The following is a 16,844-nucleotide window of genomic DNA, read 5'->3' on the forward strand; positions in this document are numbered from 1 at the left end:
CACATCCCCCCGGGCGCCCCCAGGCAAAGCGCGCCAGGGACCCGCCAGTGCCTACCGGCGCCACAACAGCGGCCGCCGGATCACAGCTGCGATTTGATCGGCAGGATGAACTTCTCCATGAACTTCTCCTTCAAGGGCCGCTGCTCCCACATGGCGTAGGTGTATCGCACCGTGTGCTCCAGGTCGGCATCAAACACGTCGGTCATGCGTGCGGCAAAGGCGGCGTCGTACACGTTGAGGCTGGCTTCGTCGTTGAGCCGGAAGCTGCGTACATCGAAGTTCGTGGACCCCACCGAACTCATCACCCCATCCACGATCAGCAGCTTGTTGTGCATCATCGTGGGCTGGTATTCGTAGATCTCCACGCCGGCCAGCAACAGCTCGCCCCAATGCGCCTTCGAGGCCAGGCGGACGGTCTCGGAGTCGATGTGCTTGCCGGGCAAGGTCACGCGCACCCGTACCCCCCGGTGGCGGGCGGTGATCAACGCCTTGATGATCAACTCATCGGGCACGAAATATGCCGCCTGCAGGTCGATGGTGTGCTCGGCCGCCGCAATGGCCATCAGGTACATCAGATGCATGCTCTCGCTGCCGCCGGCAGGCGATGCCACGAACATGTGGGCGTCCATCTCCCCGGCAGGCACAAGCGGCGGAAAATAGTCCGCTCCGTTGAGCACCTGGCCGGTGGTCTTGATCCAGTTGTCGTTGAAGGCGGCCTGGATCTGTGCGACCGCCGGGCCCTCTATCCTGAAGTGCAGATCGCGCCAGTGTTCGCCGTCCTGGGCATGTCCACTCCACTGGTCGGCAATGCCTACCCCGCCGGTGAAACCCAGCTTGCCGTCGATCACCAGCAGCTTGCGATGGGTACGGTTGTTGAGGCGCCCCAGGTTGTACCACTTGAGCGGACGGTACTGGTGCACCTCGGCGCCGGCGTCGCGGATCTGATCCAGCAGACGGGTGTCCATCTTCAGGCTGCCCACCCAGTCCACCATCACCTTGACCTGCACGCCTGCACGGGCGCGCTCGGCCAGGGCATCTGCAAACTCCTGGCCTATCTGCCCGGACCAATAGATATAGGTTTCGAAAGTGATCGTCTTCTGCGCCGAGTGGATCGCCTCCAGCATCGCCGGGAAAATCTCGTCACCGTTTTCCAGATCGGTGACCCGGTTGCCCGGTATCAGCCCGGGCCCGAGCAACACACCCATTTCCCTGCGAAATTGCGGGCTGTCGGCCGCGTACAGATGCTCGATCCTGCGCTCGAGCTTCTTCTCCGAGGTTTTGAAATTCATCGCCACCACCGCCAACAGCAGCGTAATCAGGGCGGTGGTCACGATCGTCCAGACCATGCGTTTTCGGCTCCAGCGTTTGGCCATGGGGCAGTCCCACGTGGGAAGCCAACAAACTAACTGCAGGCCGGATCAGCTGTGCGTGAAGCCGCCCGGTGCCGAACAGCGAAACCCGGCGGTTGTTTGCACGCCCATGATGGCTGCGCCCCCCTGTAACTGGAGGCCGTCTCGTCCGCCCGGATGGCAGGGCTGCAACAGCCAGAAGCGTCACTGGCGGAGCCACGCAACGGGGGCGCATAGCGTTCCCGGCGGCGGCCCGGATGGCCCACCCCGGGCCTGTTGTTGATCAAATGGGACGGTCCCCGCCTCGCCTTCCGACGTTTCCGCGCTCCCCGCGCAATGCCCGCATTGCTCCCGCTGAATGCGCAGGTATCACTGCCATCTGCGCGACACGGCGCGGTAACAGCGGCGCGTCCCAATACCGTGGCGCCTGTCCGGCGGGGACGTGCGGCGTTGCCGAACTGTCACATTTACGCAATCTTTACGCCCTAGCCTTCGCTGCATCCTCAACCCGCCTGCAAGGCCCTCCACTCATGAAACTGCATCGCCAGCTCCTCACTGCAGCCGTTGCTGCGGCGCTGTTTGTACCGGTCGCCCACGCGGAAGTCGCCATCGACGTCATCGGCGGTTCCGAAATCACCTTCGAAGGTCTGGTGCAGGCCGACGGCAACTGGTTCGACAACGACCGCGCCGACCTCAACGGCAGCACTGGCAAGAACGGCAAGGACAGCGAGTTCGAACTGCGTCGCGCCGAGCTGGTGCTCAAGGGCAAGGGCCCGGGCAACATCGAGTGGGTGGTCGGTTACGACGCCAAGGCCGACAAGTTCCTGGACACCAACGCCAAGTACAAGCTGGGCGGCAACAGCAACCACTACCTGCAGGTTGGCCAGTACAAGCAGCCCAACAGCCTGGAAGAACTCTCCAGCACCAAGAACAACGATTTCATCTCCAAGGCCACCGTCACCAATACCTACGCCGTCGCCCGCCGCCTGGGTGTGGGCTATGGCCTCGGTGACAGCAACTGGTCGGTCACCGCCTCGGCCTTCGGCCGCGAGCTGACCCGCGATCTGGCCCACGGCAGCGGCTACGGCCTGCGCGGCACGTTCGCCCCGATCAACGACAAGGGCAACATCCTGCACTTCGGCCTGAGCTACGCCGACTACGACACCGACGCCGACACCCTGCGTCTGCGCGCCCGCCCGAATGCCGACCTGGCCACCGTGCGCCTGGTGGACACCGGCGACATGAAGGACAGCGACCGCATCAGCACCCTCGGCGCCGAAGCCATGTACGTGCAGGGCCCGTTCAAGGCGCAGGCCGAGTACTTCAACGCCAAGGTCAAGCGCTATGACCACGACAACTACACCAGCGACGGTTACTACCTCAGCGGCGTGTGGAACGTCACCGGTGAGACCTGGAGCTACAAGGGTGGCACCCCGGGTCTGGGCCTGCCCAATGACCCGGGCCGTGGCATGTGGCAGCTCGGCGCCCGCTTCGATCACATCGATCTGAACGACGGTGGCCTGCGTGCCCCGGCCATGGTCGGCGGCGCACCGCTGGTGGATGGCGTGCTCGGCGGCAAGATGGATGTCTGGACCGTGGGCGCCAACTGGTACTGGCGCTCCAACTTCAAGGCCTCGCTGAACTACGTGATGGTGGACAGCAAGAAGTACAGCTCCAGCGCGCGCGGCTTTGTCAGCGACAAGCCCAACATCCTGGAAGCCCGCCTGCAGTTCTTCTGGTAAGCCGTTGCCGCCCGCGGTGCTGTGACACGAACGCCCCGCAAGGGGCGTTCGTTGTTTCCGGCCGGTGGCTTCGGCGGGAGTGGCGCCCGCCCCGTGATGCTCGATGAAGGTCAATCGCACGCTGCACCTACAACCACGAAGCCCTGCGGATACTATCTACGGTATCCCTCTTATCACTTGACCCATGGCGACGACTTGCCAAGAGCTAAATCGCACCTTTTTTGATCTACCCACCGATGAAAACACCCAAATCGAGACTGCTGAGCTCTTGGCTGATCTCGCCATTGGCGGAAGGGCTGACTGGTCTACCCTACTGGATTCCGAGCGCATTCTGATCGTCTCTGAAGCAGGCATGGGCAAGACATACGAGTGCCAGCGCCAACAGCAAAGGCTTTGGGAGGAAGGCCGATCGGCGTTCTTTGTGGAGTTGGCCACGCTGGCGACGGACCCGCTGGAAAGGCAGTTCTCCACCGAAGAGAGGCAGCGCTTCGACAACTGGAAAGTAGCGCAGACCGAACGCGCATTCTTTTTCCTGGACTCGGTCGACGAGTTGAAGCTCACCCAGCGCTCTTTTGAAACGACTCTCAAGCAGTTCGCCGCGACCTTAGGCGACAACCTTGAGCGAACGTGCATCGTTCTGACGACGCGCCCGACCACATTCGACTTGAATGTCGTTCGAAAGCGGCTCCCGGTTCAACCACCTCTGGATGTGTTCGTACCCGAGGACTACTTCGCCAACGTGGCGATGAGCGTGAACAAAGACAAGTCGGTCAAGCGATCAACGCCGGAATGGCGATTTGTCGCCCTGTCGGCATTGGACGCGAAGCAGATGCGTGCACTCGCAGTTGCCCAAGGCGTGGGTGACCCGGATGAGCTGCTCGACGCCGTCAATGCCCACCATGCTTACGACTTCGCTAAGCGTCCGTTAGATTTTCTGGAGCTTTGTGGTGACTGGAAGCTGCATGGACGCATTCGAACCCACCGCGAGCAAGTGGATAGCAGCATCGATATCAAGCTTCGGGCCCGCGGCGACCGGCCGGAACGAACGCAGTTGCCGCCACAACGGGTACGCGACGGGGCAGCTCGATTGGCCTTGGCTTGCCTCCTCTCGCGAAAATTTACGCTCTGGCACAGCAGCGACGATGACCGCGGCCGAGGGGACGCCCCCCTGGACCCGGCCAAGATCCTGGACGACTGGTCAGACGATGAGGTGAAAACGCTGCTCGAACGCCCCCTGTTCGGCTTCGCAACCTATGGGCGAGTTCGATTCCACAATCGATCCATCGTCGAATTCCTAGCGGCGGAACGGCTCAAATTGCTCGTGGATCGCGGACTTCCGATCCGGGCATTGATGCGCCTGCTGTTCGCGACAACACCGGAGGGCCAGCGGATCGTCAAGCCCTCGCTGCAGCCCGTTGTGGCTTGGCTGGCGCCCCACATTTCTACGGTTCGCGCCGAACTACTCGATCATGAGCCGAGCGTTCTGCTGCGACATGGCGACCCCGGCTCATTGAACCTGACGCTGCGGACGCAGGCGTTGGAGCGATACGTTCACATGTACGGCGCTGGAGGCTGGAGAGGTCAGGGGATTCCGAATCTGCAGGTCCAACGCCTAGCCACAAACGATCTCAACGAGGTCATCGCCTCCCTGTGGGCTGGCGGTGTTAGGAATCCCGAGGTTCGGGAGACGCTGCTTGAATTGATCGGCGCTGGACAGATGACAGGGTGTGCAGACATCGCCTATGGCGTTGCCACCGATCCAGACAACGATGCGCGCGATCGTTTGAATGGGCTTCTGGCGCTCGCGGAACTCCAGGATTCGCGCCTATCGGCATTGCTAGATCTGATCGCCGTCTCATCGCCAGATTGGCCTGAGGATCTGGCGCAATCTGTCATCTATCACCTGTTTCCCCGGCACTTATCGGTTCCGCAACTCGTCAAGACGCTTGCACGTCTCTCTCCAAAATTGCGTGAGATCGGGGGCATCTCAACCATGCTGCCGCTGGCAATCGCCAAGGCGAAGTTGGAGCCTACTGCTTGGGCGGAGCTGCAACACCGACTGGCAGAACTGGTATCCAACAGTTGCCGCTGGCACGACCAGCACTATCGAGTCACATCCGGTCGTCAGGATCTAGTGCCTGCGTTGCTGGTCGCCAGCCGGCGCCGGCTAGAGATGGGAGAAACCGGCTCCGATCTCTTCGATGCCGTCGCGCTTGCCGGGTTGCTGGCGAAATCGGATCATGACGCGACCGAAGACACCAAGACTCTGAGGGCTGTCCTCACCGCCGCGCCAAGCGAGGTTCGCGCCGACGTGTTCTGGGCCAGTGACCGTCTGGTCAGAGAGCACTACCCAAAGGACGACTGCGAACCTTTCTTTCGCTTCCATCAGTTCGAGTTGCATGGTGCATACCAAATCGAACTTCAAAAGGATGCCGACTGGCTTCTGAGCACGCTCTCCGATACCTCCGAGCCGCTTGCGAATCGCGAGCTAGCCTTGGAAACCTCCCTTCGCTACTCGGGTGACCACCCGGATCGCCTAGCATGGCTGAAGCAACTCGTAGCAATGTCCCGCGACAGCGAAGCACTGGAGGTCCGCGCCAAAGAGTTTCTTAGTGCCGTGGAGAACCCAGGTCCCAAGCCTACATGGCAGATAGAGAGTGAAACGCGCAGGGAAAAATCCCAAAGAAGGCACGCCAAGAATCTTGCCAGCTGGAAGCTGTTTTGGCGAGAGCTGAACAATGATCCCGGAGCGGCTTTTTCAGACGATCGCGTCGACAACACCAGTTGGAACCTCTGGCGCACCATGGAGAAGGATACTCAGGATCACTCGTTCTCCGGATGGAACCCTGGGTTCATCGAGCGCGCGTTCGACAAGGATATGGTGGATCGCTTCAGGGGCGCGCTCGCGGCAGCGTGGCGCAAGGACCGTCCCACCCTGCAGTCAGAGCGGCCTGTTGACCAGCGCAACAGCTATCTGATGCGATGGCGCACGGGTCTTGCAGGCCTCTATGCGGAGTCTGAAAGCGCCACTTGGGCATCCAAGCTCACCGCGGAAGAAGCAGATCTCGCTTGCCGTTATGCATTGCTGGATCTGAATCGGCTACCCCCTTGGCTCGATGCGCTTGCGCGGGTACATCCAGCCGTTGTGGAAGCAATGATCGGGAAGGAACTCCTGGATGAGTTGGAGGATGTGGATGCGAAGCACTCGATGCTCCTACAGGACATCTCCCATGCATCCCCCGCGGTCATCACACTGTTTCTCGTACGCATCAGGTCTTGGTTGAAGGATTTGCTTGCCAAGGGAGATGCTTCCATCTTGGAGGCCGACAAAGTGGGGCGCGCAACGAAGCTTCTTCTCGATCATGGAGATGGCCAAGACACCGCCTACATGTGGGCAAAAGGACGATCGAAGTTGCAGGGAACCCCCGCACCGTTAGAAACCCAGTTCTGGCTCCCGATCCTTGCCCGCTTGGATCCTGCGATATGCGTTGAAGAAATGGAGCGGCTAGCCAGCTCAATCTTGCCTGCACAGCATTCGCAAGTCGTCGGTTGGTTCTCGTCACTGTTCGGCCACGAATCCGATCTGGATTTGTCCAAGTTCGAGGCGTCGCCCGAGCTGCTGTTGCGGCTCGTCAGGCTAGCCAATCGGCACATCAGGCTCGAGGACGACCTGAATCATGACGGTGTCTACTCGCCTGGTCATCGGGACCATGCGCAGCGCGTCCGGAGCGTACTGGGGAATTCGCTATTGGGCATCACGGGACCCGGAGCATGGGACATCAAGATGCAGTTCGCCGAGGACCCCGAAGTTTCGCATTATCGCGACCGCATCAGGGCAATTGCCTTGGAGAAGTTGGCGGAAGACTGGGATGCCGTCGTTCTGAGCGAGGCCGAGGTTGTGAGGTTGGAACGTGAGCACGATTTCTCGCCAATCAGCCGCGTGGAGATGGCAGCCCTGCTCGACACAAGGCTTGCTGACATCGAAGATCTCCTGCTCCAGGACGCGTCACCACGGGAGCTCTGGGCAACAATCAGCATTGAACGATTGCTGCGCCGTTCGCTGGCGGCAGAATTCCAGAAAATGGCCAGGGGAGCCTATCTGGTCAATCAAGAGGCCGTAACGGGCGATGAGAAAGAGTCCGATATCCGCCTAGCCTCTACTGCAGCACATCTGGAAGCAGTGATCGAGCTCAAAATCGGCGAAAAAGGTTATACCTTTTCCGATCTTCGGAGTGCACTCCACTTGCAGCTGGTGGGGAAGTACATGTCGCCCGAGCACCGGCGCGTTGGCTGTTTGTTGATATCGATCAGGACAGATCGATCCTGGAAGGATCCAGATACCGGAAACAGGATGGAGTTCGAAGAGGTAGTAGCCCTCTTAGACGCCGAAGCGAAGGCATTGACGGCTAGCTTGGGGTATGGGGCGTTCGTTGCCGTCAGGGGTCTTGACCTGCGCCCCAGAGGAAAGACGTAGTGCCCCTGAAAAAACAGTGTCAGATGGCCGCTTCAGGCAGGAAATTGCCGCTCGCGGCGCGGGTGGCTCTTTCCTAGGGCTGGCAACTGCCGCTCCAAAAAAACCGGGGCTGCGGCCTCCCCGGGCGGACAACTTAAGGACTCATTGGCTGCACGAGTTGGCCCCAAGCGGCCAACTTATCCCTACAAGAACAACCGCCCCCTCCGCTGCCGGACGCACTGCACACCATGTCCTGAGCGACCCGCGCCGCTGTCACAGGCGCGTCATATGACAGACGCGGCGTTGTCATCCAATGGTTATGGAATAGGCGCCGGGCGGACCTACCGCACCTCACCCTCCCAGGAGCCTTTCGTGATCCACGCCATCAAATCGCGCGCCGCTGTCGCCATCCTCGCCGCGTCCTCCGTGTTCGCCGCCAACGCTGCCGATATCACCGGTGCCGGCGCCTCCTTCATCTATCCGGTCATGTCCAAGTGGTCGGCCGACTACAGCGCCGCCACCGGCAAGCGCGTGAACTACCAGTCGATCGGCTCGGGCGGCGGTATCGCCCAGATCAAGGCCAACACCGTGGACTTCGGCTCCTCCGATGCGCCGCTCAAGCCCGAAGACCTGGCCGCCTCGGGCCTGGTGCAGTTCCCCTCGGTGATCGGCGGCGTGGTGCCGGTGCTGAACGTGCCGGGTGTGGACGCCGGTGCGATGAAGCTCGACGGCCCGACCCTGGCCAACATCTTCCTGGGCAAGATCACCAAGTGGAACGATCCGGCCATCGTCGCGCTCAACGGCGGCCTGACTCTGCCGGACAGCAAGATCACCGTGGTGCACCGCTCCGACGGTTCGGGCACCACCTTCAACTTCGTCAACTACCTGTCCAAGGTCAACGGCGACTGGAAGACCACCGTGGGCGAAGGCACCTCGGTGCAGTGGCCGGTCGGCATCGGTGGCAAGGGCAACGAGGGCGTGGCCGCCTACGTCAAGCAGATCAAGGGTTCGATCGGCTATGTCGAGTTCTCCTACGCGCTGCAGAACCGCCTGACCTTCTCGCGTATGAAGAATGCCGCCGGCAACTTCGTGCAGCCGCGTGACGAGACGTTCTCCGCCGCGGCCGCCAGCGCCGACTGGGCCAACGCCCGCGACTTCTACCTGGTGATGACCAACGCCCCGGGCGAGCAGTCCTGGCCGATCACCGCCACCAACTTCATCCTGATGCGCAAGCAGCCCAAGAGCGCCGAAGGTGCCAAGGCGGCCGTGGAGTACTTCCGCTGGATCTACGCCAACGGCGATGCGCAGGCCCGCCAGCTGGACTACGTGCCGCTGCCGGACTCGCTGGTGCGCCAGATCGAAAGCTACTGGCAGCAGAACGTCCGCTACTGAGGAGTGCGGCGGCGAGACCCTCTCCCTCGCCGCCTGCGCCACCGGCCCCGCCGGGGAAGCCCTCTCCCTTCCCCGGCGGGTCGGCACGGACGCCGCATCCACCACCAGGCCGCCCTTCGGGGCGGTTTTGGTTTCCGCCGCCCGCAGCGGCAACCCTTCGGACCATCGACGGGCGATATCAGAAGCCGCTACCGGCGGTTTGGGATTGCCGCCTTCGTTGGCGGCCCCCTTCGGGCCATCGACGGGCGACGTCAGAAGCAGTTCCCGGCGGTTTGGGGTTGCCCCGGCGCTGTCCGCGTCGCGTTCCTGTCCCTGTTGAAGGGCCGAAAAGCGCCTTGTTTTGAGACAGAAGTCTCATCGATGCCGAAAAAAGCGGCATCGTTGCCACTTCAAGTGCCATCGTTGCCCCAAAAAGGGGCAACGTTGCCGAAAAAAGTGGCATCGATGCCCCAAAAAGGGGCAAGCGTGCCGAAAAAAGCGGCAGTGATGCCCCAAAAAGGGGCAACGTTGCCGGTCAAAGTGGCATCGATGGCGAAAAAAGCGGCATCGATGCCGTTTCAAGTGCCATCGTTGCCCCTTTTTGGTGCAAACCCGCCGCACCCGATGGCGGGACACCGGCTTCCAGCGGCGGCGGTGGCGCTCGCCCACCCTCGGTTACAGCAGCGGCGTCCATCCGTCCGGTCCCCACCCGGTCCTCTCCCGGTCCGCCCGCTCCGGCAGCACACCAACCACCGGCCGCGCCCCGTCCCGGCGAGCGCCGCGCTCCTGCCCGGCAAGTCCTTGCCGGCATAGGGGATTTCAGATTCTTTCGGCGGTGTAATCAGGCTGTAACAAAAACATCATTTCATAGCCTCATCCGCTGGCCCTGCCGGCATCTGCCCCGCTATGGAGTGACCCATGAAGCTGCACACGACCGGTCTTGCCGCCCTCTCGCTGGCCATCGCGCTGGGCCTGTCGGCCTGCGTTGGCGCGGGCAACCAGGCCGCTTCCACCCCGGACAACGCCGCCACCGGCGCTGCCGCCGCCGGTGACAAGGTGTCCGTCGAAATCTCCGGCGCCGGCGCCTCCTTCATCTTCCCGCTGGTGTCCAAGTGGTCGGCCGACTACAACGCCGCCACCGGCGCCAAAATCAACTACCAGTCCATCGGCTCGGGCGGTGGCATCGCCCAGATCAAGGCCGGCACCGTGGACTTCGGTTCCTCCGACAAGCCGCTTTCCACCGAAGAGCTGGCGCAGGCTGGCCTGGGCCAGTTCCCGTCGGCGATCGGCGGCGTGGTGCCGGTGGTGAATCTGGAAGGCCTGCAGCCGGGCCAGCTGCGCCTGACCGGCCCGCTGCTGGCGGACATCTTCCTGGGCAAGATCAAGACCTGGAACGACAAGGCCATCGCCGAAGCCAACCCGGGCGTGCCGCTGCCCGACACCAAGATCACCCTGGTGCACCGCTCCGACGGTTCGGGCACCACCTTCAACTTCTCCAACTACCTGTCCAAGGTCAGCGGCCAGTGGAAGGACAGCGTCGGCGAAGGCACCTCGGTGCAGTGGCCGGACGGCGTCGGTGGCAAGGGCAATGAAGGGGTGGCCTCTTACGTGAAGCAGATCAAGGGTTCGGTCGGCTACGTCGAGCTGGCCTACGCGCTGCAGAACAATATGCCGTACGCCTCGATGCAGAACGCCGCCGGCAACTGGGTGCAGCCGACCGCCGACACCTTTGCCGCCGCCGCGGCCAGCGCCGACTGGGCCAACGCCAAGGATTTCAACCTGGTCATCACCAACGCCCCGGGCGCCAATGCGTGGCCGATCACCGCCACCAATTTCATGCTGATGCACAAGCAGCCCAAGGATGCCAAGCGCAGCGCCGATACCCGCGCGTTCTTCAAGTGGGCCTTCGAGAGCGGCCAGGCCCAGGCCAACGAACTGCATTACGTGCCGCTGCCGGCCGAGCTGGTGACGCAGATCGAAAGTTACTGGGCCAGCGAGTTCAAGTGACGCAATGACGCGGACGCACCACCGGTGCGTCCGCCTTTGTCATTGCGTCATCCCCGCGCAGACGGGGACAACGACCTCAACGATATGTACTCCCCGCCCCCGGGGACAGAAACACCACCGCATCCTCTTGGGCCCCCGCCGCTGCCATGAATGCCATCGCACCGACCCTAGTTCCGCCCAGCTCGCGCGATCTGCGTGATGCCCGCAACGACCGGCTGTTCCGCTGGTTCCTGATCGCCACGGTGATCCTGGTGCTGGTCGCCTTGGCCAGCGCCGCGCTGTCGATGCTGTGGGGCGGCCGTCATGCCCTGCAGGAGCAGGGCCTGAGCTTTTTCTATTCGGCCGACTGGAACCCGGTCGAGAACAAATTCGGTGCGCTCGCGCCGATCTACGGCACCATCGTCACGGCCTTGATCGCGATGCTAATCGCGGTGCCGGTGAGCTTCGGCATCGCCTTCTTCCTGACCGAAGTGGCGCCGCGCTGGCTGCGCGGCCCGGTCGGCACCGCCATCGAACTGCTGGCCGGTATTCCCTCGATCATCTACGGCATGTGGGGCCTGTTCGTGCTGGTGCCGGTGATGACCGAGTACGTGACCCCGTTCCTCAACGACCACCTCGGCACCCTGCCGCTGATCGGTCCGCTGTTCCAGGGCCCGCCGCTGGGTATCGGCATGCTCACCGCCGGCTTCGTGCTGGCGATCATGGTCATCCCCTTCATCTCCTCGGTGATGCGCGAGGTGTTCCTCACCGTGCCCACGCGGCTGAAGGAATCGGCCTACGCGCTGGGCTCGACCAAGTGGGAAGTGAGCTGGGACATCGTCCTGCCCTACACCCGCTCGGCGGTGATCGGCGGTGTGTTCCTGGGCCTAGGCCGCGCCCTGGGCGAGACGATGGCGGTGGCCTTCGTGATCGGCAACAGCGTGCGCCTGACCCCCTCGCTGCTGGAGCCGGGCACCACCATCGCCGCGCTGATCGCCAACGACTTCGGTGAAGCCACCGAAACCTACCGCTCGGCGCTGCTGCTGCTCGGCTTCGTGCTGTTCATCGTCACCTTCGTGGTGCTGGCCATCGCCCGCCTGATGCTGATGCGCCTGTCCCGCAAGGAGGGCAACTGATGTCCGCCACCTCGTCCGATTCGCTGTACCTGCGCCGCCGCATCACCAATGGCGTGGCCCTGTTCCTGGGCTGTGCCACGGCGGTGTTCGGCCTGTTCTTCCTGGGCTGGATCCTGTGGACGCTGCTGTCCAAGGGCCTGCCCGGCATCAACCTCAACCTGTTCACCCAGATGACACCGCCGCCGATGCAGGAAGGCGGTCTGCTCAACGCCTTCTTCGGCAGTGCGGTGATGTGCGCCCTGGCCATCGCCATCGGCACCCCCCTGGGCGTGGCCGCCGGCACCTGGCTGGCCGAGTACGGCAATGCGCGCAAGGCCGGCACCGTGGTGCGTTTCGTCAACGACATCCTGCTGTCGGCACCGTCGATTGTGCTGGGCCTGTTCGTCTACACGCTGTACGTGATGCAGACCGGCGGCCAGTTCTCGGCCTTTGCCGGCGCGCTGTCGCTGGCCTTCATCGTGCTGCCGGTGGTGATCCGCACCACCGACGAGATGCTGCGGCTGGTGCCGGTGCAGATGCGCGAGGCCGCGCTGGCGCTGGGCGTGCCGCAGTGGAAGGTGATCATGCAGGTGCTCTACCGCAGCGCGATGGCCGGCATCGTCACCGGCATCCTGCTGGCCCTGGCCCGCATCTCCGGCGAGACCGCGCCGCTGCTGTTCACCGCCTTCGGCAACCAGTACTGGAACTCCAACGTGTTCCAGCCGATGGCCTCGGTGCCGGTGGTGATGAACCAGTTCGCCGGCAGCCCGTATGAATCCTGGCAGGTGCTGGCCTGGGCCGGTGCCCTGGTGCTGACCGTGTTCGTGCTGCTGGTCAGCCTCTCCGCGCGCGGTCTGCTGCTGCGCAACCGCATTTCAAACGACTGATCCCATGGACCTTCCCATGAACGACCTCACCAACGCCGTGCCGATGCAGCGCATCGCCGTGCCCGCCGCCCACCAGTCGCTGCACACCCCGGCGCCGGTCAAGCTCGCCGCGCGCGGCCTGGACTTCTACTACGACAAGTTCCATGCGCTGAAGAACATCCACCTGGAGATTCCGGAAAAGCGCGTCACCGCGCTGATCGGTCCCTCCGGCTGCGGCAAGTCCACCCTGCTGCGCATCTTCAACCGCATCTACGCGCTGTATCCCAAGCTCGAAGCGCGCGGGGAAGTGCTGCTGGACGGCGAGAACATCCTCTCGCCCAAGTACCCGATGAACCGCCTGCGCTCCAAGGTCGGCATGGTGTTCCAGAAGCCGGTGCCGTTCCCGATGACCATCTTCGAGAACGTGGCCTACGGCATCCGCCACCACGAGAAGCTGTCCAAGGCCGAGATGAACGTGCGCGTGGAACAGGCGCTGCGCCAGGGCGCGCTGTGGGACGAAGTGAAGGACAAGCTGGGCCAGAGCGCGCTGGGCCTGTCCGGCGGCCAGCAGCAGCGCCTGTGCATCGCCCGCGCGGTGGCGCTGCGCCCGGACGTGCTGCTGCTGGACGAGCCGACCTCGGCGCTGGACCCGATCTCCACCAGCCGCATCGAGCAGCTGGTGGAGGAACTGAAGAACGATTACACCATCGCCATCGTCACCCACAACATGCAGCAGGCCGCGCGCGTGTCCGACTACACCGCCTTCATGTACCTGGGCGACCTGATCGAACACGACCGCACCGAAGTGATCTTCTCCAACCCCTCCAAGCAGCAGACCGAGGACTACATCACCGGTCGCTTCGGCTGAGGCCGGCCACCGGCGCGGCACTGCCGCGCGGCCTGCCCGACGCCCGTCCGTGAACGGCGACATCCGCACCTCGAACGCCCTGCCCCTGCCACTCCCGGCACCTGCAACCAGCGAGCATTCCATGAATCTTCCCAACGACCACATCGTCAAGAGCTACGACGAGGAACAGCAGCGTCTGGTGGCCGAAATCCTGCGCATGGGCGAAATGTCCGTGGCCCAGCTCGAAGCCGCGCTGGATGTGATCGAACGCCGCGACGAGAAGGCCGCCCTGCACCTGGTCGCCAATGACGAGGCCATCGACCAGCTCGAGCAGCAGATCAGCCATGACGTGATGCGGCTGGCGCTGCGCGGGCCGATGGCGCGCGACCTGCGCGAGATCCTGGCCGGCCTGCGTATTCCGGCCGACATCGAGCGCATCGGCGATTACGCCGCCAACGTCGCCAAGCGTTCCATCGCGCTGGTCGCGGTGCCGCCGCTGCCGCAGATCCAGGGCCTGCGCGCGTTGGGTCGGCTGGCCGCGCAGCAGGTACGGCGCGCCATGGACGCCTACCGCGACAACGACGCCGAGGCCGCGCTGAAGCTGCGCGAGGATGACGCCCGCCTGGACGCCCAGTACACCGCGCTGTTCCGCGAGCTGCTCACCTACATGATGGAAGACCCGCGCAACATCACCCCGTGCACGCACCTGCTGTTCATGGCCAAGAACCTGGAGCGCATCGGCGACCATGCCACCAACATCGCCGAGAACGTGTGGTTCCTGGTCAAGGGCGAGCAGCCGCTGCCCCCGCGCGAGAAGCGCGATGAGACCAGCACTGTCGACCACGTCTGATCGGCGGTCATGCGCCTGTCGTCGTGGAAAGCTAACGCTTTTTTCGGCAGGCGCTTGCTAAGCTCCGACCTCCCCCGGCCCAAGCCGATACCGGAGACACCCCGACCATGGCCATCGACATCCGCAAGTCCACCTCACTCGCCCTCGGTGCCGCGCTGCTCGGCAGCCTGGGGGCCGCGCCCGCCTTCGCCATGACCGACCTGGCCCAGGGCTACGCGCTGGGCGCCACCGCGCAGACCCCGCCGACCGCCGGGCAGCAGGCCACCGCCGAAACCGCCAAGACCGAAGATGCAAAGGCCAAGCACACCGCCGAAGGCAAGTGTGGTGAGGGCAAGTGCGGCGCCAGCAAGGACAAGAACACCGACGCCGACGCCAAGGCCGCGGACAAGGCCGCCGGCGCCGCCAAGGCGCATGCCGAAGGCAAGTGCGGCGAGGGCAAGTGTGGCGGCAGCCACTGAGTCATCCGCATCCCACCCGCACTGGCCGGTGCCGGCCGGTGCGGGACTGGGCCTGCGCCGCGCGTTGCTGGATGCGCTGCTGAGTGCGCCGGCAGGTTCTTTTGATTTCCTCGAATGCGCACCGGACAACTGGATCGGTGTTGGCGGCCGGCTGGGCGAGGCGCTGGCCGAGCTGTCGCAACGACATCCCCTGAGCTGTCATGGCCTGTCGCTGTCGCTGGGGGGCCCGGCCCCGCTGGATGTGGATTTTCTCGCCCGTACCCGCAAGTTTCTCGACCGCCACCGCGTGACCCTGTACAGCGAGCACCTGAGCTGGTGCAGCGATGACGGCCATCTGTACGAACTGCTGCCGCTGCCATTCACTGAGGAAGCGGTACAGCACGCGGCCGCGCGCATCCGCCAGACCCAGGACATCCTCGGCCGCCGCATCGCGGTGGAGAACGCCTCCTACTACGCCGTGCCGGGCGCCGGGATGGATGAAGCCGGCTTCATCAACGCGGTGCTGGACGAGGCCGACTGCGAGCTGCTGCTGGATGTGAACAACGTCTACGTCAACGCCATCAACCATGGCTATGACGCGCATGCGTTCCTGGCCACGCTGCCCTCGGCACGCATTGCCAGTTATCACGTGGCCGGCCATCACGATGAGGCGCAGGATCTGAAGATCGACACCCACGGCATGCCGGTGAAGGACGAGGTGTGGGCGCTGCTGGGCCACGCCTATGCGCTGCATGGGGTGCGCCCGACCCTGCTGGAGCGGGATTTCAACTTTCCGCCGCTGGCCGCGCTGCTGGCCGAAGTGGACCAGATCCGCCAGCTGCAACAGGCGGCCGATGCGGGTGCGGTTTACGCCCATGGCTGAGTCCCTGCGCGAGCTGCAGTTCCGCTTTGCCGCGCACCTGCGTGACCCGCAGCGGCAACCGCCCCCGGCGCAGATCGATCCGCGCCGCCTGCAGGTCTATCGCGAGCTGTATTTCAACAACATCCAGAGCCTGCTGGCGGCCAATTTCCCGGTCATCGCCGGCACGCTGGGTGAGGAACGCTGGCTGCCGCTGGTGCGCGCGTTCTGCCGCGAGCATCGTGCCCACACCCCGCTGTTCCCCGAGATCGGCCAGGAGTTCATCCACTTCCTCGACCAGCAGCCCGTCCGCGCCGATGCGCCGTGGCTGCTGGAGCTGGCCCACTACGAATGGATCGAGCTGGCGCTGAAGATCAGCGATGCGCCGCTGCCCGCGCATGACCCGGCCGGTGATCTGCTGGCGCAGGTGCCGGTGCTTTCACCATGGTGTCGGGCGCTGGCCTACACCTGGCCGGTGCACCGCATCGCCCCGGGCTACCAGCCGCTGCAAGCGCCGGCGCAGCCCACGCTGCTGCTGGCACGCCGCCAGCCCGACGGCGCGATTGTCTTTTCGCAGCTGTCGCCCTTGCTGTACCGGCTGCTGGAACGGCTGGAGCAGCTGCCGCGACAGTGTGGCCGCCAGCACCTGCAGGAGCTGGCGGCAGAGGCCGGGGTCCACCCGGACGCGACGTTCCTGGACAATGCCGCGGCGATGCTGCGGCAACTGGCCACCAGCGGCTGCATTGTCGGCACCACCACGCCGGCCTGAGCCGCGCGCGCTTCAGCCACCAGCGCACGGCCAGGCAAAGTGCTCTGCTACCCTATTGCGATGAGTGCGACACGAAGGTTCGCGTCGTCCCTAGGTCTGAGTGCCTTTAATACTCCTTACTCACCTACCCCTTCGGGGGCCTACTGAAATCCGCAAGCGGAGTCGGGTAGCACCGTCAGACTCCGCCGCAAGGGCAGGGT

General features: G+C 64.0%; 12 protein-coding genes. 11 read left to right on the forward strand and 1 reads right to left on the reverse strand.

Annotated features, from left to right (window positions below):
• Positions 1–80: 80 nt before the first annotated feature.
• Positions 81–1,346, reverse strand: a complete 1,266-nt coding sequence (gene cls / locus ARC78_RS03890) for a cardiolipin synthase (protein ID WP_057505784.1) — start codon at positions 1,344–1,346, stop codon at positions 81–83.
• A 533-nt stretch (positions 1,347–1,879) separates the two neighbouring features.
• Here cls and ARC78_RS03895 point away from each other — a divergent pair.
• From ARC78_RS03895 to ARC78_RS03945, 11 genes are all read left to right on the forward strand, one after another.
• Positions 1,880–3,091 (forward strand): OprO/OprP family phosphate-selective porin, encoded by a 1,212-nt coding sequence (locus ARC78_RS03895; RefSeq protein WP_054657484.1) that lies wholly within the window; start codon positions 1,880–1,882, stop codon positions 3,089–3,091.
• A 184-nt stretch (positions 3,092–3,275) separates the two neighbouring features.
• Positions 3,276–7,565: an ATP-binding protein gene (locus ARC78_RS03900; RefSeq protein WP_057505785.1), complete on the forward strand. Its 4,290-nt coding sequence runs from the start codon at positions 3,276–3,278 to the stop codon at positions 7,563–7,565.
• 351 nt (positions 7,566–7,916) lie between these two features.
• Entirely contained in the window at positions 7,917–8,936 is a 1,020-nt protein-coding gene (pstS, locus tag ARC78_RS03905; protein WP_054657478.1) for a phosphate ABC transporter substrate-binding protein PstS, read from the forward strand.
• An 897-nt stretch (positions 8,937–9,833) separates the two neighbouring features.
• Positions 9,834–10,922: a phosphate ABC transporter substrate-binding protein PstS gene (gene pstS / locus ARC78_RS03910; protein WP_054657476.1), complete on the forward strand. Its 1,089-nt coding sequence runs from the start codon at positions 9,834–9,836 to the stop codon at positions 10,920–10,922.
• Positions 10,923–11,068: 146 nt separating this feature from the next.
• Positions 11,069–12,037 carry a phosphate ABC transporter permease subunit PstC gene (pstC, locus tag ARC78_RS03915; RefSeq protein ID WP_054657474.1) on the forward strand — a complete coding sequence of 323 codons (969 nt, stop codon included), beginning with the start codon at positions 11,069–11,071 and terminating at the stop codon, positions 12,035–12,037.
• Positions 12,037–12,903 carry a phosphate ABC transporter permease PstA gene (pstA, locus tag ARC78_RS03920; RefSeq protein WP_054657472.1) on the forward strand — a complete coding sequence of 289 codons (867 nt, stop codon included), beginning with the start codon at positions 12,037–12,039 and terminating at the stop codon, positions 12,901–12,903. Before pstC ends, pstA begins: the two co-directional genes overlap by 1 nt.
• A 16-nt stretch (positions 12,904–12,919) precedes the next feature.
• Positions 12,920–13,750 carry a phosphate ABC transporter ATP-binding protein PstB gene (gene pstB / locus ARC78_RS03925; RefSeq protein ID WP_057505786.1) on the forward strand — a complete coding sequence of 277 codons (831 nt, stop codon included), beginning with the start codon at positions 12,920–12,922 and terminating at the stop codon, positions 13,748–13,750.
• A 121-nt stretch (positions 13,751–13,871) separates the two neighbouring features.
• Complete coding sequence (gene phoU / locus ARC78_RS03930) at positions 13,872–14,579, forward strand: phosphate signaling complex protein PhoU (RefSeq protein ID WP_057505787.1); 708 nt, start codon at positions 13,872–13,874, stop codon at positions 14,577–14,579.
• Between the two features lie 107 nt (positions 14,580–14,686).
• Positions 14,687–15,037, forward strand: coding sequence for an HvfA family oxazolone/thioamide-modified RiPP metallophore (locus ARC78_RS03935; protein ID WP_057505788.1), 351 nt, complete (start codon positions 14,687–14,689; stop codon positions 15,035–15,037).
• Positions 15,021–15,899: an HvfB family MNIO-type RiPP peptide maturase gene (locus ARC78_RS03940; RefSeq protein WP_484600217.1), complete on the forward strand. Its 879-nt coding sequence runs from the start codon at positions 15,021–15,023 to the stop codon at positions 15,897–15,899. The genes ARC78_RS03935 and ARC78_RS03940 overlap by 17 nt, the downstream gene beginning before the upstream one ends.
• Entirely contained in the window at positions 15,892–16,644 is a 753-nt protein-coding gene (locus ARC78_RS03945; protein WP_054659291.1) for an HvfC family RiPP maturation protein, read from the forward strand. Before ARC78_RS03940 ends, ARC78_RS03945 begins: the two co-directional genes overlap by 8 nt.
• Positions 16,645–16,844: the final 200 nt, after the last annotated feature.

Source organism: Stenotrophomonas pictorum JCM 9942 (genome assembly GCF_001431585.1).
In the GTDB taxonomy this organism is placed as follows: Bacteria; Pseudomonadota; Gammaproteobacteria; order Xanthomonadales; family Xanthomonadaceae; genus Stenotrophomonas; species Stenotrophomonas pictorum.